Source organism: Streptomyces hesseae (assembly GCF_031845785.1).
Lineage (GTDB): Bacteria > Actinomycetota > Actinomycetes > Streptomycetales > Streptomycetaceae > Streptomyces > Streptomyces hesseae.
Genome location: NZ_JAVRFI010000012.1, coordinates 111,271 through 129,405 on the forward strand (window position 1 = coordinate 111,271; position 18,135 = coordinate 129,405).

Below are 18,135 nucleotides of genomic sequence, written 5' to 3' on the forward strand. Positions count from 1 at the left end.
ACTCGGCAGCCTGGCGATGCATGAGCGTCCGGCTGTCGCCGACCATATGGCGACTCTCGCGGATTCCGTTCCGGACTCGGAGCCTGCGTCCGCCTGACTCGCCCCGCTCCGGGCGTTCAGGCCCTGCCCTGCGCTGCGCCCCGCGCTGGCCCCTCTCGCCCATGGTAGGAGTCGGCCGGCCGGGGGGCGTTTCGTCCCCTCAGGCGGGCGCACAGAGCCATGCATGACAGCGACCCCCGACGTGAGCCGGGGGCTTGCTCATGTCCAGGTGCGTCTGCCTCAGGCGCTCTCACCGATGTGCCGGTACAAGGTGGCCCGGGAGATCCCGAGCGCCTTGGCGATGGCGGTGACGCTTTCTCCCTTGGCGTGCCGGGCACGTGCTACGGCAAGCTTGTCGTCGTCCACGACGGAGGGGCGCCCACCGTGGTTGCCCTTGCGGGCCGCAGCGTCCAGCCCCTCCAATGTCTTCTCCCGGATGCCTTCCCGCTCCACCTCGGCGGCCACGGCCAGGACGGCGAACACGATGGCCCCCGCCCCGTTGGGGTCATACACGCCCTGCAAGGGGCCGGAGAGAAGCTCCAGTTGGATGCCGTCCGCTTGCAGGGTGGACGACAAAGTCATGAGCTCCGCCGCGTTGCGGGCGAGACGCTTCATCTCCATCACGGTCAGGACGACGGGCTGATGAGGCGCAGCGGTCTTGATGTCCCGCGCGAGGGCCAACGCCTTCTCCAGCTCCGGCCGCTCCTTTACGCGGGTGCTGATCTTCTCCGAGAAGACACGGTTGCAGTCGGCACGGGCCAGCATGTCCAACTGGGACTGGAGTTCCTGCCCGACCGTGGAACAACGGGCGTAGCCGATCCGTATCGCTGCGCCCGGTGTCGCCTCGGGTGCCTGCACCACGGGTGCGCCTTGCGTCCATGCCTTGCCGGGGTTGCGGTCGGCCGGGGTCTTCACCGTGAGTTCCGCCTTCAGGGACGGCACGAGGGCGAAGCGGCCCGTGTGGTAGTTCGCCGCCACCTTGCCAGCGCTCGTCCGGCAGGGACTACCGGCGGGAGCTTCGCACTTCGGGCAGGCGTGACGCTCGACCTGATCGGCCGGAGTGTTCGTGATCATGATCGAGACAGTCTCACAAACGCGTCTCGAAAGCCACCCGTGAGACGGATCTTTTGAGACGGATTTCGAGACGCGAGAGTGAGGGCGAAACGGACACGCCCCGAAGCCCGGGCAGACCGTCTCACTATCGAAGGTTTATGAGACGCCCGCTCCGTGGTCCTGATGCTCGCGCTCGGCGCCTTCGAGCGTGGGCGATGCCGCGCCCTGCTTGAGCTTGCCTTCTGCCCTGACCGTCAGCCGGGGCGAGGCGCCGTGCGCCTGCCTGACGGCCTGTCGCGTCACCCTTGTCACCTCGTAGACCGTGCGGCCTGTCGGCCGCGTACAGAGCCGCACGGCCGTTCGCCTGTCATGCGGCAAGGCGGAGTCCGCAACGGCGACGGAAGGGCGAGAACCTGGCGCTGCCCGAGATGGGAGGCGACGGCGAAGGGGTGGGGGTATGACCCCCAGAGCGGAAAGCCCGCGACCGCCACGTGTTGGCCGCTCAGATCCTGCCACGGTTCCAAGGTTCTTCGGCGTCCCCGCAGATCGCAGCCGGATCGGACATAACCCCAGGTCAAAGCCCTGTAGAAGGCGCTGCGCCACGGCGAGCGAGTGTAAAAGAGTGAAGCCTTTTGGCCCTTGGCGAAGCGGCTTCGACAGGTGGCCGCGTAAGCGGCCCTCAGCCCTTAGTGGCTTCGCTCTCTGGGGCGCGACAGCGCCCCACATGGCTAGGTTCTTGGGCTTCCTCGTGTGGGCCCCTACGGGGCCACTCTGTCGAAGCAGCTTCGGGCTGTGGCGGCCGGACGGGCGCTCTCTGGCTCGTCACCCCTTCGCCGCTGCATCTTCCTCAAGGGGGCGCTGTCGCGCCCCGCTGTCGTTCGCCGCTGGGCTAAGGAGCTTCGTTCTGTCGGCCCCGGCAGGGGTCGCCCTGAGATGGGCCGCTTCCTCTCTTGGCGGCCGGAAGGCCGCTCCTGAGCTTGAGACAGTGAGCCTTGCTCTCTACCTACTTCGACCCTTAACTAAGAGAGATTAAGAGGAAATCTCGCATCACCGCAGGTCACGCGGTTGCAGCGACACATGCTGTGTGTCTTCTGCTCAAGGATCGACACACGCCTTGTGTCGCTGCCCCCACTGATCGACACATGCTGTGTGTCGACTATGGCCTGAACCGCTTGGCCGGGCGTATGCCGTGCTCGTCGCACGTCCTGTCCCCGATGCCCTTCTGGAAGCGGTCCTCCGGCAGCACGAGGCACCGCCGGTTCGATTCCGTCTCGACAAGGTCCCAGTCCTTCGCCCGGCGTACGTGGTTGTTCACGGCATCCTTGCTCGGCACCGTGCCATCCTTGTCCGCCAGGATCTTGTTCAGCTCCCCAGGCGGGAACTCGGCGTGCCCGATCTGGTTCGCCCACCCCATGGCCGCGTACTCGACGCGGTGGCGGTAATCGAAGCGTGGGTCTCTTGCTCGGCGCTTGTACTCCTCCTGGGCCACGGCGGCGAAGTCGCCTTCAAACTGGAACGGCGCGCGTCCCACAGTGGTAGTCCCCTTCCCGTGTGGCGCTGGGTTGCGCCAGTGGTTCCCGACGGATGGCGGGATATGCGCCCCTTTCTTGAGGCGGTGAACAGCGGTCGCTGTTAGGCGGCTGCTCGGCAGTCTCGTTCGATCCAGCGGTTCACGTCGGCCGGACGGAAGCGGAGGTGTCCGCCGATCTTGCAGGCGGGGATGTTGAGTGCTCGGTGGTTGTTGTAGACCCACGCGGGCGTCACGCCCAGGTACTCGGCCAGGTCGGTGACGCTCATCAGGCGGGCGTTCTGCAATGGACGGCTCCTTTGCCAATAGAAGGGGAGGTTCCCCCTTGACTGCTCATCCTGCGCTATCAGTCTGGTTCAGTCAAAGCCGGATGTGTCCCATCCTGACTTGCCGGATGCGATTGAGTTCCGTACGTTGTCGCTCATGACGAACACCAACGATCACGAGGGCAGCGCTGCGCCCCGTGCGGGCGTCGAACAGGTCCAGCACATCGGGGCGTGGAAGGTCACCATGTGGCTTCCGCTTGACTCCACGTCGGGCAATCCCCGTGAAATCCGGATCGAGCCGCACGAGGAAGCCGACCCACAAGAGGTAGCGCGCGGCATCACCAGTACGGTCCTGCGGCAGATCGACACGGCCGCGTTCGCAGCGGAGGTGAGGCCGCTGGTGGATCTGGCCCACGCTGGCCAACAGGTGGTCGAGAACTTCAGGCGTGAGCTGGCCGGCCTGCCCAAGGGAGTGTCGGACGAGTACCTCGCGGTGCTCTCCGCCCTGTACGTGCGCTTCGTGAACCTCGGGCGGCGTGCTCCCGCCCAAGACCTTGAGCTGTGGACGGGAGCGAAGCAGGCGACGTTGAAGGGCCACCTGCGGGCCGCGCGTCAGCGTGGCTTCCTGACCAAGGTCGAAGGCAAGGCGGGCGGACAGCTCACTGACAAGGCGGTCGAGATTTTGAAGGGGACCAGTGTCAGCAACGTGCGACTGCCGTAGCGGCTGGGACAGAGCGAGGGGGAACTAGCCGGGTGGCAAAGCGCGGCAACGGTCTCGGTGGGACTCCGGTGGAGATACCGCGTACGGGCCGACCGAACACCTGGGGCGTGCGTACGCCCCTGCACTTCAACCCGGCGACGGGCAGGAAGGAGCGCTACTGGATAGGCCGGGAGTACAAGAACAAGACCGAGGCGGAACGGGCGCTGCGCAAGTGGCACACCGACCACGAGGCCGGCACCCTCACGCCCCGCTCCGACATGACCATGGGTCAGCTCATGGACGGTTGGCTTGCCAAGCATCGGGGCGAGGACACCACGAAGGAGGGCTACGAGCCGAAGATCCGGCTGCACATAAAGCCGCACATCGGCAGGGAGAAGGTAGTGGAGGTGACGGACGAGCGGCTGGACGAGATGTACCGGCTCTTGGAGAGCACGCCCATCGAGGCGAACGGGAACAAGCCGCTCGGTCCCAAGAGCGTCCGCCACATCCACAACATAGTGTCGGCGGCGCTGGACTCGGTGACCGGACCGAGGAGGCTCCTCACGGTCAACCCGGCGCACACGGCGAACCCGCCGACCGAGCGGCAGATCAAGGCGGCTACGCCGGACTTCCCGACCCTCAACGATCACGAGACGGCGCACTTCCTCCGAGAGATATGGAAGCCGTGCGGCAACCGGGCGTGCGACGACGGACTGACCCACCACTGCCTTCGGGACGCCCCGCTGTGGACCGCCTACGCAGCCACCTCATGCCGCCGCAGCGAAGTGCTGGGGTGGAAGTGGTCGCTCATCCGCTGGGACGAGTGCGCCATCGAACTGGGCTGGGTCGTGGTGGAGGAGGGCAACTCCTACCGACTTCGGAAGCTGACCAAGGATGGAGACGACAACGCGATCATCTACGTAGACCAAGCCCTGATGAACGTCCTCAAGTGGCAGAAGGAACGCCAGGATGCGGAGCGGGAACGCCTCGGGGATCTCTGGGTGGACCATGACCTCGTGTTCGCGCGGGACGGATTCAAGCTCTATAAGGGCCGCCAGGCCGGTGGCCCCCAGGACCCCGAGAAGACGTCCGCCCGCTGGCGGACCGCACGGAATCGGCTGAAGCTGCCGGAGAACTTCCGGCTGCACGACTGGCGGGCATCGAAGATCACGAACGATCTGGACGCCCACGAGAACCCGGTAGAGGTCTCGGCCAACGCCCGGCACCACTCGCCGGGCTACACCATGGCGCGCTACGGCAGGCGTCGCGCCGAAGGAGCGAAGAAGCTGGCGGCTTCCAGCGCCAGCCGTATCGGCCTGTCATCCCTGGTCTGACCAGGGAGTTCGCTCGGCTGTTGGTCACGTGGTTGGTCACGCCACAGCCGGAGAAACAGAAAAACCCCAGGTGAACTGGGGTCTCTGCTGGTGTCCGAGGGGGGACTTGAACCCCCACGCCCGATAAAGGGCACTAGCACCTCAAGCTAGCGCGTCTGCCATTCCGCCACCCGGACCGGGTGTTTGTCTCTGCGGGGTGTTCCCCGCGGCGACATGGAAAACAATACCAAACATTCGAGGTGCTCGATCACCCCCGCCCACGCCCCCGCCCGCACCGCCACCCGGGCTTCCCGGCGCGTGATCGTTGCGGGCGTATGTCGGCGGTATTGCGGCCTTGGGCTGGGCGAACAGGAGAGGGAGGATGGCCGTGGACCCAACGCCGGGGCCGCCCGCGTCTTACGGGCGCGGTCCCGGCGGCGAACCACGAGGAGGCAGCGTGAGCGAGTCGAAGCCGGCCGGGGCCGGCACCGCCAGGAGCGGCGAGGACGAGGTCGTCGACCTCTGCCGCGACCTGATCCGGATCGACACCAGCAACTACGGCGACCACTCCGGGCCCGGTGAACGGCTCGCCGCCGAGTACGTGGCCGAGAAGCTGGCCGAGGTGGGGCTGGAGCCGCGGATCATCGAGTCGCACAAGGGCCGGGCCTCGACGGTGGCGCGGATCGAGGGCGAGGACCCGTCCCGGCCGGCGCTCCTCATCCACGGCCACACCGACGTCGTGCCCGCCAACGCGGCGGACTGGACCTACGACCCCTTCGCGGGCGAGATCGCGGACGGCTGCCTGTGGGGCCGCGGCGCGGTCGACATGAAGGACATGGACGCGATGACGCTGGCGGTCGTCCGCGACCGGCTGCGCTCGGGCCGCAAGCCGCCCCGCGACATCGTGCTGGCCTTCCTCGCCGACGAGGAGGCGGGCGGCACCTACGGCGCCCGCCATCTGGTCGACAAGCACCCGGAGCTCTTCGACGGTGTGACCGAGGCGATCGGCGAGGTCGGCGGCTTCTCCTTCACGGTCAACGAGAACCTGCGGCTCTATCTGATCGAGACCGCCCAGAAGGGCATGCACTGGATGCGGCTCACCGTGGACGGCACGGCGGGCCACGGCTCCATGACCAACAAGGACAACGCGATCACCGAGCTCTGCGAGGCGGTCGGCCGGCTGGGGCGGCACGAGTTCCCGGTGCGGGTCACCAAGACCGTGCGGTCCTTCCTCGACGAGCTGTCCGACGCCCTGGGCACCCCGCTGGACCCGGAGGACATGGAGGCGACGCTCACCAAGCTCGGCGGCATCGCCAAGATGATCGGCACCACCCTGCGCAACACCGCCGCCCCGACGATGCTCGGCGCCGGGTACAAGGTCAATGTGATCCCCGGCCAGGCCGTCGCACACGTGGACGGAAGGTTTCTGCCGGGCTACGAGGAGGAGTTCCTCGCGGACCTCGACCGGATCCTCGGGCCGCGCGTCAAGCGGGAGGACGTCCACGCGGACAAGGCGCTGGAGACCAGCTTCGACGGCCGGCTCGTCGACGCGATGCAATCGGCGCTCCGGGCCGAGGACCCCATCGCGCGCGCCGTGCCGTACATGCTCTCCGGCGGCACCGACGCCAAGTCCTTCGACGACCTCGGCATCCGCTGCTTCGGCTTCGCGCCGCTCCAGCTGCCGCCCGAGCTGGACTTCGCCGGAATGTTCCACGGCGTGGACGAGCGGGTGCCCGTCGACGGTCTGAAATTCGGTGTGCGTGTGCTCGATCGCTTCCTGGACCAGTGCTGAGCCCTGTCCTGAACTCGGGCTGGTGTGTCGATATTCGGTGCTTCTGTAGCCGGAAAGAGTGAACGCAAGGAGGCTTACGTAGCCCCATTCCCTCCTCGTCGTTACAGGTGTGCGGTCCGCGGCTGGGACCGCATTGCCAACAAGGAGGAAACAATGCTCAAGAAGGTCGTCGCCGCCGCGGCTGCCACTGGTGGTCTCGTCCTCGCGGGTGCCGGAATGGCCGCCGCCGACGGAGCCCAGGGCGCGGCCGTGCACAGCCCCGGCGTCGTCTCGGGCAACGTCATCCAGGTGCCCGTCGAGGTGCCGGTCAACGTGTGCGGTAACACGATCAACGTCGTCGGGCTGCTCAACCCTGCCACGGGCAACGTCTGCGTCAACAAGTGACGTTCTGTCCGATTCCGTAAGGGATTGAACCAGGGTGGCTCCGGGGTACGTCGCACGTACTCCGGAGCCGTTGGGCTTTCGACTGGGTCATTCCGGGCGCGGCAGGACGATCGTTCCGCGCATTCGGCAATGGCGAAAAGCAGAGGGGCAAGACTAATAATGCGACAGGTCACCAAGAAGGGCCTGCTCTCCGTAGCGGCGGCGAGCGGTGTGCTCGCCGTGACCGGCGGCTACGCGATGGCGGACTCGGGTGCCAACGGCGCTTCGGCGCACTCCCCGGGCGTCGCGTCCGGGAACACCGTCCAGGTTCCGGTCCATGTGCCGGTGAACGCCTGCGGCAACACCGTGAACGTGATCGGGCTGCTCAACCCGGCCACGGGCAACCGGTGCTTCAACGGCGGCGGCGGACACGGCCACAAGGGCCACGGGCACGGCGGCAGCGGCCACGGCGGCGCGCTCGCGCAGGGCATGAGCGAGGACTCGCCCGGCGTGGCGTCCGGCAACACCGTGCAGGCGCCGGTCAGCGTCCCGGTCAACGCCTGCGGCAACAGCGTGAACGTCGTGGGCATCGGCAACCCGGCCACGGGCAACACCTGCGTCAACGACGGTCATGGCACTCCCGGCGTTCCCGGTCACGACCACAAGCCGCCGCAGGGCGACCACCCGGGCCACCCCGGGCACCCCGGGAAGCCGGGTCACCCCGGCGAGCACAACCCCGGTGGGCACCACAACCCGCCCAGCGAGCACAAGCCGGGCCACCAGCCGCCGGCCGGTGAGCACCACAACGGCCCCGGCACCCACCCGCAGACCTCGGGTGAGCACCACACCAAGCCGGCCATGGAGGTGAAGGACGCGCACCGCGCCCCCGCCGTCCTCGCCGAGCACCGTCCGGCCACGGTCGCCCAGCAGGCCGCCGAGCTCGCGCACACCGGCGCGGGCCAGCTCGGCGCGGCCGGCGCGGCCAGCGCGGGCCTGCTGGTCGGTGGCGCGATGCTCTACCGCCGCTCGCGCGGCGCCCAGGGCTGACCCCGCCCCCGGCGGAACCGGAAAGGAGCGGGCCCCGCGATCGCGGGGCCCGCTCCCTTCGCTTTCCCTCCCCGCCGCGGCCGTGGTGGCGAACTCCATGAGCCCGCCGGCCGGCCGTCGGCTCACCGTTCGGCCGTCACCATGTGGCGCGGAGCTGACGGATGATCCTGCGCCGCAGTCGCACCCTGCGGCTGCCGTCCGGATAGAGACGTAGTCGGTCCAACTCCCAGTGTCCGTACTCGGCATGGTCGGTCAGCAAGCGTGTGGCCGCCTTCCGGGAGACCCCCCGGGGCACATACACATCGCAGAATTCGTATTCCGGCATCGCATCTATTGTGCGGGAACGGGTCCGGTGCGGATAGCGTCTGCACTATGTCTGATGCTGCGCAGCCAACCGCTGCCGAGGTACGGGCCGCCGCCGAGGCGGTCAAAGCCGCTCTGGACCGCCACCTCGAGGCCGTCGAACGCCGCTCGGGGGAGGACGACCCGGCCGTCTACGCCGCGTTCAACGAGCTGGCCGCGACAGCCGAGGCCTATGACGAGCTTCTCTACGACGCCTACGACGAGGTCACCCCCTTCGAGATCCCCGGCGACGACACCCTGCCCGCCTACGCCGGGCCGGAGGAGCCCAGCGCGGTGAGCGTGCTGATCCGCAGGGACTACGCGGTGGCCGAGCCCCAGCGGCTGCTCGCCCAGGCACAGCGCGTCGCGGACCTCGATCCGGACGTGGACGCGGACCTGCGCGCGGGCGCGTCCGGCGGAGGCAAGGGCTCCGCCGGGAGCGGTGTGCATACGGCGCTCGGGGTGATCTTCGAGGAGTACGAGGCCGACGAGATCGCCTCCCGGCACAAGGAGTTCGGCCTCGTCGAGGGCGACTCCACGCTGTGGGTGACCGCGGCGGAGGAACTCCCCGACCCGGGGGAGTGGCTGTCGGCCCCCTTCGACCAGCCGGACCCGCAGACGGTCGTCTGCCGCTTCGACGCCAGTGCCGTCTTCGACGAGGACGGCGACGACGAGGGCGCCGACGACGATGACGACGGTGACGAGGACGAGGACCTCGGCGAGGACGACATCGACGGCGACGACGGCGTCGACGACGACCTGGATGTGGAGGACGTCGGCGCCGACGTGGCCGACGGGGCTCCGGAGAAGGACGCCGGGCGGGCGCCGGGGCGCTGACCCCGGACATCACGCGGGCCCCGGAAGAACCGGGGCCCGCCTCTGTCGGCCTGGTCGGTCGTCAGCCGGTCAGCCGGCCGGTCGCGTCTGCGCCTCCAGCAGCGCCCTGAGCCGGGTGGTCCGCTCCTTCGCCGGTACCTCGGCGACCGCGCGGGGCAGGGCCTGCTCCACGCCGTGCACGACCGACAGATGCCGCTCGGCCCGGCCGAAGGCCGTGTAGACCCAGGACCGGGTGAGCGTCGGAGCGGCGTCACCGGGCAGTACGACGACGGCCGCCGGCCAGCGCGTACCGGCCGCCTGATGGGCCGTCACGGCCCAGCCGTGGCGCACCTCGTCGCCGACGCGCTCGCGCGGTACGACGACGGGGGCGCCCCCGCAGTCCAGCCGCAGCCCCTCGGCGTCCGCCGACACCACCGTGCCGGGAACCATCCGGCCGGGGGCGGGCACATAGGCGACGCGGTCGCCCGGGTCGAAGCCGCCGAAGCGGCCGGGGCCCGGGTTGAGCCGTTCCTTGAGGGCCGCGTTGAGCGCGCGGGTCCCGGCGGGGCCGCCATGGCCCGGAGTGATGACCTGGGTGGCGCCGGGCTCGATGCCGAACGCGCGCGGCACGGACTCGGCGACGAGCTGCACCGTGCGGTGCACGGCCTCGGCCGGCTCCCGCACCGGGACGATCACGACCTCCTTGCCGGGGGCGGGCACCTGGTTGAGCTCGCCGACGCCGATGCCGGAGACCAGCTCGCCGATCGGGCCCGGATCGGGGGTGCGCGAGACGATCGCCGGGCAGGCGCGGGCCGCCAGTACGTCCGCGAAGACGCGGCCCGGCCCGGCCGACCACAGCACGCCCGGGTCGCCGCCGAGCACCAGCCGGGTGCCGTCCGCGAGGGACTCCACGAGCAGCGCTGCGGTCTCCACGTCGAGTTGGGGGGCGTCCAGGACGGCCAGTACGTCGAGCGCCAGCGCGCCGTCCGCGTCCCGCCCCGGGCCCTCCTGGCCCGACAGCAGGCCGGCGACGGTCACGGCGTCGGCCACGCCGAGCCCGGTCAGACGGCGCCTGCCGTCCTCGGTGTGGGCGGCGGCCCACGCCCGCAGGCCCAGGCCGGCGGCGGCCGTCACCAGGGCGGCGGGCTCCGCGCGGGCGGCCTCGCCGCCGCTGTGCGTCACCAGGCCGGCGGCCGCGACGGCACGGATCAGCTCGGCGGCCGAGGGGGAGGGGGCGGCCTCCGCGGCGGCGGACCAGTCGGGTCCCGGCTCGGGGGTGGCGTTGACCAGCCGCGCGAGGCCATCGGCGAGGCTCTCCTCGGCCATGGCGTACCGGTCGAGCCCGAGCAGCAGCCGCACCGGCTCTCCGCCGTCTTCCTTCTCCTCCTGCTCGCCCTCGTCCTCCGGCCCTTCCCGGAACACCAGCACGGTGCCCTCGGCGAGGACGTCGCGCAGTGCGGCCTCCGGGTCGGGGACGGAGCGCCGGGAGAGCTCGGCGACCACGGCCGAGGACTCGAGCACGGTGTGCCCGGCGAGGGCGGCGCGCTCCAGGAACCGGCCCACCAGGGCCCGCGCCCGGCGCTCGTCGGCCGGCCCGCACGCGTCGCCCAGCAGCGCCCGCGCGAACCCGTCGGCCTGCTCGGGCTGCACCGCCGGGACGGCCAGCAGCCGCCACGGGTCCTCGCGGAGCTCCTCGGCGGCGTTCTCGCCGAGCGCCTCGGCGACCTGACCGGCGAGCGCCTCGGGCGCCCCTCCGGCGGCGAGCACCTCGGTGAGCCCGGCGCTGGGCGCGATTCGCGCGGCCCGCACGGGCCCGGCCACGGCGCCGGGCCCGGCCACGGCGGGCCCGGCGGCGGCCGGAGCGGGCGCGGGGCGCCGCGCGGCGGGCTTCGCCTTCGGCTCGTTGAAGAACGACGCCGCGTCCCGCTCCCCGCTCTCCACGGCCCGCACAGCCGCGGCCAACGCCTCGGCGACAGCGGACCGCGCCCCGCTCCCTGCGGGAGCGCCACCGTCACCCGAGGCCTGCTCCCCACCGGGGCGCCCGGCGGTGCCGCGCGAGGGCGCGGAGGGCTCCGAGCCCTGCGGCTCGCTGGCGGTGGCCGGCTCCTCGTCGGGGGAGCCCGCCCCGTCACGCGAGGGCGCACCCGCCTCGGCACCCGGCGCGGTGCTCGCCGGCCCGGCATCCGGTGCCGCCTCCGGCGTCCCGTGCTCCCCGCCAGGGGGTCCGGCAACGTCGTCCGAGGCGGCCGACGCGGCGTCCGGCACCGTGCCCTCTCCGTTCGCGCGCTTCCCGCGAGAAGGCTCCGGCTCGGCCTCGCCGGCGGGGCGATCGGTACTCACAGCGTGCTCCAGTCGTGGTCCGGGTAGCGGTGCACGGGCGCCGACACGTCGTCGAGCGCTCGGCAGATCTCGTCCGGAAGCGTAAGGGTCTCCACTGACAACGCCGCCTTGAGCTGCTGCGCCGTGCGCGCGCCGAGGAGCGGGGCGACGACGCCGGGGCGGTCGCGGACCCACGCCAGGGCCACCTGGAGGGGCGTCGTGGCGAGCCCGTCCGCCGCCGTGCGCACCGCCTCGACCACCCGCTGCGCCGCGTCGTCCAGGTACGGGGCGACGAAGGCGGCGAGGTACTCGGAGGCGCCGCGCGAGTCGGCGGGGGTCGCGTGGCGGTACTTGGCCGTCAGCACACCCCGGCCGAGCGGCGAGGACGGCAGGATGCCGACGCCCAGGTCGAGCGCGGCGGGCAGCACCTCCCGCTCGATGCCGCGCTGGAGCAGCGAGTACTCCATCTGCGCGCACGCCAGCCGCGTCCGCGCCCCCGGTGCCGCGAGCTGCCAGGTCGCGGCCCTGGCGAGCTGCCAGCCGCTGAAGCCCACGACCCCCGCGTAGCGGGCCCGTCCGCTGCTGACCGCGAGGTCCACGGCCTGAAGCGTCTCCTCGATGGGAGTCGTGGTGTCGAAGGCGTGGATCTGCCATATGTCGACGTGGTCCGTGCCGAGCCGGTCCAGCGAGGCGTCGAGCGCGGCGAGGAGGTGGCCGCGCGAGCAGTCGACGCGCCGCGCCGGGTCGAGGACGCTGCCCGCCTTGGTCGCGATGACCATGTCCCGGCGCGGCACGAGGCCGTCCAGGAGCCGCCCGAGCAGATACTCCGCGCCGCCGTCCGCGTAGACGTCGGCGGTGTCGACGAGCGTGCCGCCCGCGCCCCAGAAGTTCTTGAGCTGCTCGGCCGCGTCGTGCTCCCCCGTGTCCCGGCCCCAGGTGAGGGTGCCCAGCCCGAGCCGGGACACCCGTAGGCCCGTACGGCCGAGATGCCTTTGTTCCATGAGCGCTGAGAGTACTGGCCGCGCACCGCCCCGGCCCCATCCCGCCACGGCCCCCGCCCGGCCGACCGGTGACGCGGCACGGGTCCGCGCGCTAGAGTCCCGGCAACGACGACGTTACTGATGAGTAAGGGGCGTGGACATGGGCCGGATGAAGCTCGGGATCAACCTCGGCTACTGGGGGGCCGGGATGGACGCCGACAACCTCGCGGTCGCCCGCGAGGCCGACCGGCTGGGCTACGCGGTCTGCTGGGCCGCCGAGGCCTACGGCTCGGACGCGCCCACCGTGCTGTCCTGGGTCGCGGCCCAGACCGAGCGGATCGACGTCGGCTCGGCGATCTTCCAGATCCCCGCCCGTACGCCCACCATGACGGCGATGACCGCCGCCACCCTCGACTCCCTCTCCGGCGGCCGCTTCCGCCTGGGCCTCGGCGTCTCCGGCCCGCAGGTCTCCGAGGGCTGGTACGGCGTGAAGTTCGACAAGCCGCTCGCCCGCACCCGCGAGTACGTCGAGATCATCCGCAAGGCCATGGCCCGCGAGCGCGTCTCCCACGACGGCGAGCACTGGACGCTGCCGCTGCCCGGCGGCCCGGGCAAGCCCCTCAAGCTCACCGTCCACCCGGAGCGCGAGCACATCCCGCTGTACATCGCCGCGATCGGCCCGAAGAACCTGGAGCAGACCGGCGAGATCGCCGACGGCGCCCTGGTGATCTTCTTCGCCCCCGAGCACGCCGAGGAGACCACCCTCGGCGCCCTGCGCGCGGGCCGCGAGAAGGCGGGCAAGACGCTGGAGGGCTTCGACATCGTCCCGACCGTGCCCATGGCCGTCGGCGAGGACGTCGACGCGCTCGCCGACGTCTTCCGCCCGTACACCGCCCTCTACGTGGGCGGCATGGGCAGCGCCAAGCAGAACTTCTACAACAAGCTGGCGCGCCGCATGGGCTACGAGAAGGAGGCCGCCGAGATCCAGGAGAAGTACCTCTCCGGCGACAAGGCGGGCGCCGCCGCGGCCATCCCCCGGCAGCTGATCGACTCCACCACCCTGCTCGGCCCCGTGGAGCGCATCGCCGACCGGATGCAGGCCTACGCCGACGCCGGGGTCACCACCCTGTCGCTGGCCCCGGCCGGGTTCACCCTCGACGAGCGGATCGCCGCCCTGCGCACCGGCGTCGAGGCCCTGGAGCGGGCCGGGCTCGCGTAACGAGCCGTACGGGAAAGTCCGCGGCCGTGGTGGGGGCTCGGGGGTCGTCTTCCCCGCCACGGCCGACACCGAACACAACGCCCGGGCGCCCGCGTGGTTACGCGCCGGGGCGATCCGGAATCTTTAACCGCCGTCCTTCGTTCGGCCGAGCCTCGCGGGCCTCCTGATTGCCGCCTCCCGGGCACCGCACTTGACTGGGTGCCCACGGAGGTGAAGGCCATGCTCACGGCCCGGAGTCTGTTCCAGGAGATCCTCGGCAACGACGAGGCGTACCGGCTCTTCTGCTCGATCGCCGCCGCCGGCGCGGCGCAGGGCGGCTGGGAGAACGGCCGTATCGCCGCCCTGGTGCCCGAGAGCCGGCGCCACCTCGCACCGAAGATCGCCCGGCACGGCGCGGACGAGGACAAGCACGGCCGGATCCTCAACGGCCTGCTGCGCCGCCGCGGCCTGGAACCCTGCACCGTGCCGGCCGAGACCGACTACACGTTGATCCTCGAACGCCGCGGCATCGGGCTCCCGCACGCCAAACTGCGCGCCGACGAGCCGCTGACCGAGCGGGACATCATCGCCCACCTGGCCCACAGCCGGGTCACCGAGCAGCGCGCGTCCGACCGGATGGACACGCTCACCCGGCACTTCGGCGACCACCCCGAGATCGGCGCGGCCGTCCGCGCCATCCGCGCCGACGAGGCCAATCACCTCGCCTACTGCCACGAGGAGCTGCTGCGCCTGGCCGCCGCCGGACACGGCCGCGTCATCCACGACCTCCTCCGGCGCAGCGCCCTCGCCGAGATCGCCGTCCACCGCGACGTCGGCCTCGCCGTCATGTCCCGCATGGCTCGCGTCCTGCGCTGGCCGGCGGCCAAGTCGGCGGCGCTCACGGCGGGCATCCACGCCCTGTACGCGTACGAGCGCCTGGGCGGCTGGCGCCGGATGGTCACCCTCCGGATGCCGGAACACCGCGACGCCCTGGGCGGCCCGGCGACGCCGGCCCCGGAGCCGGTCTGAGCCGCCCGGCTCAGGGCCGCCCTTCCCCCTGCCGGGGGCCGCGGCTCACAGCCACCCGCGCCGTTTGAACAGCCGGTACAGCCAGCCGACCAGCCCCGCCATCAGGACCACCACCACCGGATAGCCCCACGGCTGCCGCAGCTCCGGCATATGGGTGAAGTTCATCCCGTAGACCCCGGCGATCATCGTCGGTACGGCCGCCATCGCCGCCCACGCCGAGATCTTGCGCATGTCGTCGTTCTGCTGGACCCCCATCTGCGCGAGATGAGCGGAGAGGATGTCCGAAAGCAGCCGGTCCAGGCCCTCCACCGACTCGTTCGCCCGGGCCAGGTGGTCGCTCACGTCACGGAAGAACGGCCAGGACTTCTCGTCCACGAACGGCAGTTCCGTCGCGGCCAGCCGCGCCAGCGGTTCGACGAGCGGCAGTATCGCCCGGCGGAACTCCACGACCTGGCGCTTGAAGGAGTAGATCCGCGACGCCGTGTGCCGCACGTCCTCGCCCAGCGGCGCGAAGACCTCGGCCTCCAGCTCGTCCAGATCCGCGTGGAGCAGGATCGCCACGTCCGTGTAGTGGTCCACGACCGCGTCGCACACCGCGTACAGCACCGCCGTAGGCCCGTGCCGCAATATGCCCGGTTCCCGTTCCAGCCGCCGGCGCACCTCTCCCAGCGGGCTGCCCTCGCCGTGCCGGACGGTCACCACGAAGCAGTTCCCGATGAAGACCATCACCTCGTCCGTGGTCACCGTGTCCCGTACGTCGTCGTAGACCACGGGCTTGAGGACCATGAACAGCGAGTCGTCGTAGACCTCCAGCTTCGGCCGCTGGTGCGCGTTGAGCGCGTCCTCCACGGCCAGCGGATGCAGCCCGAACTCGCTCGTGACCAGGCCGAACTCCTTCTCGGTGGGTTCGTACAGCCCGATCCACACAAAGGACTCGGTCTCGGCGCGGGCCGCTTCCAGCGCGTCCGCCAGTTCGGCCGGGGTCTCGGTGCGTTCCCCGTGCCGGTAGATGGCGCAGTCCACGATCACGCAAGCCATTCTGCCGCTCATCCGTCCGCCGTACACCCGTCGCGGCCCGGACGGTGGTCGTAGGCTGACGGTCATGCCCACGCTGATCCTGGTCCGGCACGGCCGGTCGACCGCCAACACCGGGGGAGTGCTCGCCGGACGGATGCCCGGAGTGGCCCTGGACGAACGGGGTACGGCCCAGGCCGCCGCCCTCCCGGCCCGCCTCGCGGACGTCCCGCTCGCCGCCGTCGTCTCCAGCCCGCTGCTGCGCTGCCGGGAGACGCTCGCCCCACTGCTCGCCGCCCGGCCCGGGCTGCCGCTCCACACCGACGAGCGGATCACCGAGTGCCACTACGGCGACTGGTCCGGCCGCAAGCTCGGCGAGCTGTCCGGCGAACCGCTGTGGGAGGTCGTCCAGCGCCACCCCTCCGCCGCCGCCTTCCCCGGCGGCGAGTCCCTGCGCGCCATGCAGACGCGCGCCGTGGACGCCGTCCAGGGGTGGAACGAGCGCGTCGAGCGCGAGCACGGCGATGACGCGGCCTACCTGATGTGCACCCACGGCGATGTGATCAAGGCCGTCGTCGCGGACGCCCTGGGCCTCCACCTCGACCAGTTCCAGCGGATCACCGCCGACCCCTGCTCGGTCACCGCGATCCGCTACACCCGGCTGCGCCCCTATCTGCTGCGCCTCGGCGACACCGGTGACCTCGCGGGCCTCGCCCCGCGGCCGGCCGCCCCGGGCGGCGAGGGCGCGGACGCGGCCGTCGGGGGCGGTGCGGGAGCACCGTGATCGTCACGAGCAGTAGGGTGGTGGGCGCGGGAACTCCGGGGCCACCGCCCCTGCTCCCGCACCGGAACGCAAACCCCAAGTGACCTCCGAACCCCATGGAGCAGGACGTTGTCCCGTCAGGTGTTCCTCTATGACCCTCCGGACCGATTCGTCGCCGGTACGGTCGGGCTGCCGGGCCGCCGTACTTTCTTCCTCCAGGCCAGCGCGGCCGGCCGCGTCACGAGCGTGGCGCTGGAGAAGGCCCAGGTGGAAGCCCTCGCCGAGCGCATCGACGAGCTGCTGGACGAGGTCGTCCGGCGCACCGGCGGCAACGCCCCGGTGCCGGCCGTCGCCCCCGTCGAGCTCGCCGACGCGGCCCCCTTGGACACCCCCGTCGAGGAGGAGTTCCGCGTCGGCACCATGGCCCTGGCCTGGGACGGCGACGGCGAGCGCATGGTGGTGGAGGCCCAGGCCCTCGTCGAGCTGGAGGCCGGTACCGACGAGGACCTCGCCGAGGCCGAGGAGCGGTTGCTCCAGGACGAGCTGAACGGCCCGCCCATGCTCCGCGTCCGGCTGACCGGCACCATGGCCCGCGCCTTCGCCAAGCGCGCGCTCGAAGTCGTCAACGCCGGCCGGCCGCCCTGCCCGCTGTGCAGCCTGCCGCTCGACCCGGAGGGACACGTATGCCCGCGCCAGAACGGATACCGCCGGGGAGCGTGACCCCGCACGAGCTCCTGGCCAAGGGCGAGCTGACGGTCCGGGGCCGGGTCAGTGAAGCCTCCAACGCGGTCCTGTACTGCACGGTCGAGTACGAGGGCCTGAGCGCCGCCTGCGTCTACAAGCCCGTCGCGGGGGAGCGGCCCCTGTGGGACTTCCCCGACGGCACCCTCGCCCAGCGCGAGGTCGCCGCGTACGAGCTCTCCGAGGCCATGGGGTGGGGCCTGATCCCGCCCACCGTGCTGCGCGACGGGCCCTACGGCGAGGGCATGTGCCAGCTGTGGATAGAGGCGTCGGCCGACGAGGAGTCCCTCCTCGCCCTGGTGGAGGGCGAGGAACCGGGCCCCGGCTGGAAGGCCGTGGGCTTCGCCGACGTGGGCGAGGACCGCACCGCGCTGCTCGTCCACGCCGACGACGAACGGCTGCGGCGGCTGGCCGTGCTCGACGCGGTGATCAACAACGGTGACCGCAAGGGCGGCCACCTGCTGCCCGCCCCCGGCGGCCGGCTCTACGCCATCGACCACGGGGTGACCTTCAACGCGGACGACAAACTGCGCACCCTGCTGTGGGGATGGGCGGGGGAACCGCTGCCGGAGGAGGCTCTGGAGGCCCTGCGGCGGCTTTCGGCCGACCTGGAGGAGGGGCGGCCGCTGGCCGGACGGCTGGCGGAACTGATCACTCCGGCAGAGCTGGAGGCGCTGCGGGGCCGGGTGGCGGACCTGCTGAGGACGGGACGCCACCGAGAGCCGAGCGGGCAGTGGCCGGCGATCCCATGGCCGCCGGTGTGATCCTTCCGGTGTGATCCTTTCGGGCCGACGCATGGGAATACACATGTGGGAAGCCGCGCGCAAGAACG

General features: G+C 71.4%; 18 protein-coding genes and 1 tRNA gene. 11 read left to right on the plus strand and 8 right to left on the minus strand.

Annotated elements, in window-relative coordinates; genetic code table 11:
- Positions 1-279 precede the first annotated feature (279 nt).
- The 3 genes from RM609_RS19600 to RM609_RS19610 all read right to left on the minus strand — a co-directional run bounded on the left by RM609_RS19600 (position 280) and on the right by RM609_RS19610 (position 2,907).
- Positions 280-1,113 carry a recombinase family protein gene (locus RM609_RS19600; RefSeq protein WP_311612587.1) on the minus strand — a complete coding sequence of 278 codons (834 nt, stop codon included), beginning with the start codon at positions 1,111-1,113 and terminating at the stop codon, positions 280-282.
- 1,135 nt (positions 1,114-2,248) lie between these two features.
- A complete protein-coding gene (locus RM609_RS19605; protein WP_311612588.1) occupies positions 2,249-2,623 on the minus strand; it encodes a hypothetical protein in 375 nt (124 codons plus the stop codon).
- 101 nt (positions 2,624-2,724) lie between these two features.
- Positions 2,725-2,907 carry a helix-turn-helix domain-containing protein gene (locus RM609_RS19610; RefSeq protein WP_311612590.1) on the minus strand — a complete coding sequence of 61 codons (183 nt, stop codon included), beginning with the start codon at positions 2,905-2,907 and terminating at the stop codon, positions 2,725-2,727.
- Between the two features lie 136 nt (positions 2,908-3,043).
- Here RM609_RS19610 and RM609_RS19615 point away from each other — a divergent pair, with 136 nt between their 5' ends.
- Both RM609_RS19615 and RM609_RS19620 read left to right on the plus strand, forming a co-directional pair.
- Positions 3,044-3,607 carry a hypothetical protein gene (locus RM609_RS19615; protein ID WP_311612592.1) on the plus strand — a complete coding sequence of 188 codons (564 nt, stop codon included), beginning with the start codon at positions 3,044-3,046 and terminating at the stop codon, positions 3,605-3,607.
- A gap of 107 nt (positions 3,608-3,714) precedes the next feature.
- On the plus strand, positions 3,715-4,920 hold the full coding sequence (locus RM609_RS19620; protein ID WP_311612593.1) for a site-specific integrase: 1,206 nt from the start codon (positions 3,715-3,717) through the stop codon (positions 4,918-4,920).
- Between the two features lie 88 nt (positions 4,921-5,008).
- Here the strand turns inward: RM609_RS19620 and RM609_RS19625 are convergent.
- Positions 5,009-5,096 (minus strand) — tRNA-Leu (locus RM609_RS19625).
- A 260-nt stretch (positions 5,097-5,356) separates the two neighbouring features.
- Between RM609_RS19625 and RM609_RS19630 the strand changes: the two genes are divergently transcribed.
- The 3 genes from RM609_RS19630 to RM609_RS19640 all read left to right on the plus strand — a co-directional run bounded on the left by RM609_RS19630 (position 5,357) and on the right by RM609_RS19640 (position 8,101).
- Complete coding sequence (locus RM609_RS19630) at positions 5,357-6,691, plus strand: M20/M25/M40 family metallo-hydrolase (RefSeq protein ID WP_311612595.1); 1,335 nt, start codon at positions 5,357-5,359, stop codon at positions 6,689-6,691.
- A 153-nt stretch (positions 6,692-6,844) separates the two neighbouring features.
- Positions 6,845-7,075: a chaplin ChpH gene (gene chpH / locus RM609_RS19635; RefSeq protein ID WP_311612597.1), complete on the plus strand. Its 231-nt coding sequence runs from the start codon at positions 6,845-6,847 to the stop codon at positions 7,073-7,075.
- Between the two features lie 159 nt (positions 7,076-7,234).
- Positions 7,235-8,101, plus strand: coding sequence for a chaplin family protein (locus tag RM609_RS19640; RefSeq protein ID WP_311612599.1), 867 nt, complete (start codon positions 7,235-7,237; stop codon positions 8,099-8,101).
- Positions 8,102-8,237: 136 nt separating this feature from the next.
- Here RM609_RS19640 and RM609_RS19645 read toward each other — a convergent pair whose 3' ends face one another.
- Positions 8,238-8,426, minus strand: a complete 189-nt coding sequence (locus RM609_RS19645) for a DUF5703 family protein (protein WP_311612600.1) — start codon at positions 8,424-8,426, stop codon at positions 8,238-8,240.
- A 47-nt stretch (positions 8,427-8,473) separates the two neighbouring features.
- Between RM609_RS19645 and RM609_RS19650 the strand changes: the two genes are divergently transcribed.
- Positions 8,474-9,280, plus strand: a complete 807-nt coding sequence (locus tag RM609_RS19650; protein WP_311612602.1) for a hypothetical protein — start codon at positions 8,474-8,476, stop codon at positions 9,278-9,280.
- A 69-nt stretch (positions 9,281-9,349) separates the two neighbouring features.
- On the opposite strand, the gene RM609_RS19655 is transcribed toward RM609_RS19650, so the two are convergent.
- Positions 9,350-11,599: a helix-hairpin-helix domain-containing protein gene (locus tag RM609_RS19655; RefSeq protein ID WP_311612604.1), complete on the minus strand. Its 2,250-nt coding sequence runs from the start codon at positions 11,597-11,599 to the stop codon at positions 9,350-9,352.
- Positions 11,596-12,579: an aldo/keto reductase gene (locus RM609_RS19660; protein WP_311612606.1), complete on the minus strand. Its 984-nt coding sequence runs from the start codon at positions 12,577-12,579 to the stop codon at positions 11,596-11,598. The genes RM609_RS19655 and RM609_RS19660 overlap by 4 nt, the downstream gene beginning before the upstream one ends.
- Positions 12,580-12,727: 148 nt before the next feature.
- Here RM609_RS19660 and RM609_RS19665 point away from each other — a divergent pair, with 148 nt between their 5' ends.
- Both RM609_RS19665 and RM609_RS19670 read left to right on the plus strand, forming a co-directional pair.
- Positions 12,728-13,777, plus strand: coding sequence for an LLM class F420-dependent oxidoreductase (locus tag RM609_RS19665; protein ID WP_311612721.1), 1,050 nt, complete (start codon positions 12,728-12,730; stop codon positions 13,775-13,777).
- Between the two features lie 219 nt (positions 13,778-13,996).
- On the plus strand, positions 13,997-14,785 hold the full coding sequence (locus RM609_RS19670) for a ferritin-like domain-containing protein (protein ID WP_311612723.1): 789 nt from the start codon (positions 13,997-13,999) through the stop codon (positions 14,783-14,785).
- 45 nt (positions 14,786-14,830) lie between these two features.
- Here the strand turns inward: RM609_RS19670 and corA are convergent, their stop codons facing one another.
- On the minus strand, positions 14,831-15,823 hold the full coding sequence (gene corA, locus RM609_RS19675; RefSeq protein WP_311612724.1) for a magnesium/cobalt transporter CorA: 993 nt from the start codon (positions 15,821-15,823) through the stop codon (positions 14,831-14,833).
- 64 nt (positions 15,824-15,887) lie between these two features.
- On the opposite strand from corA, the gene RM609_RS19680 reads away from it, so the two are divergent.
- The 3 genes from RM609_RS19680 (at position 15,888) to RM609_RS19690 (ending at position 18,067) form a co-directional block, all read left to right on the plus strand.
- A complete protein-coding gene (locus RM609_RS19680) occupies positions 15,888-16,583 on the plus strand; it encodes a histidine phosphatase family protein (protein ID WP_311612607.1) in 696 nt (231 codons plus the stop codon).
- A gap of 108 nt (positions 16,584-16,691) precedes the next feature.
- Positions 16,692-17,282 carry a DUF3090 domain-containing protein gene (locus RM609_RS19685; protein ID WP_311612609.1) on the plus strand — a complete coding sequence of 197 codons (591 nt, stop codon included), beginning with the start codon at positions 16,692-16,694 and terminating at the stop codon, positions 17,280-17,282.
- Positions 17,246-18,067, plus strand: a complete 822-nt coding sequence (locus RM609_RS19690) for an SCO1664 family protein (RefSeq protein WP_311612611.1) — start codon at positions 17,246-17,248, stop codon at positions 18,065-18,067. The genes RM609_RS19685 and RM609_RS19690 overlap by 37 nt, the downstream gene beginning before the upstream one ends.
- Positions 18,068-18,135 lie beyond the last annotated feature (68 nt).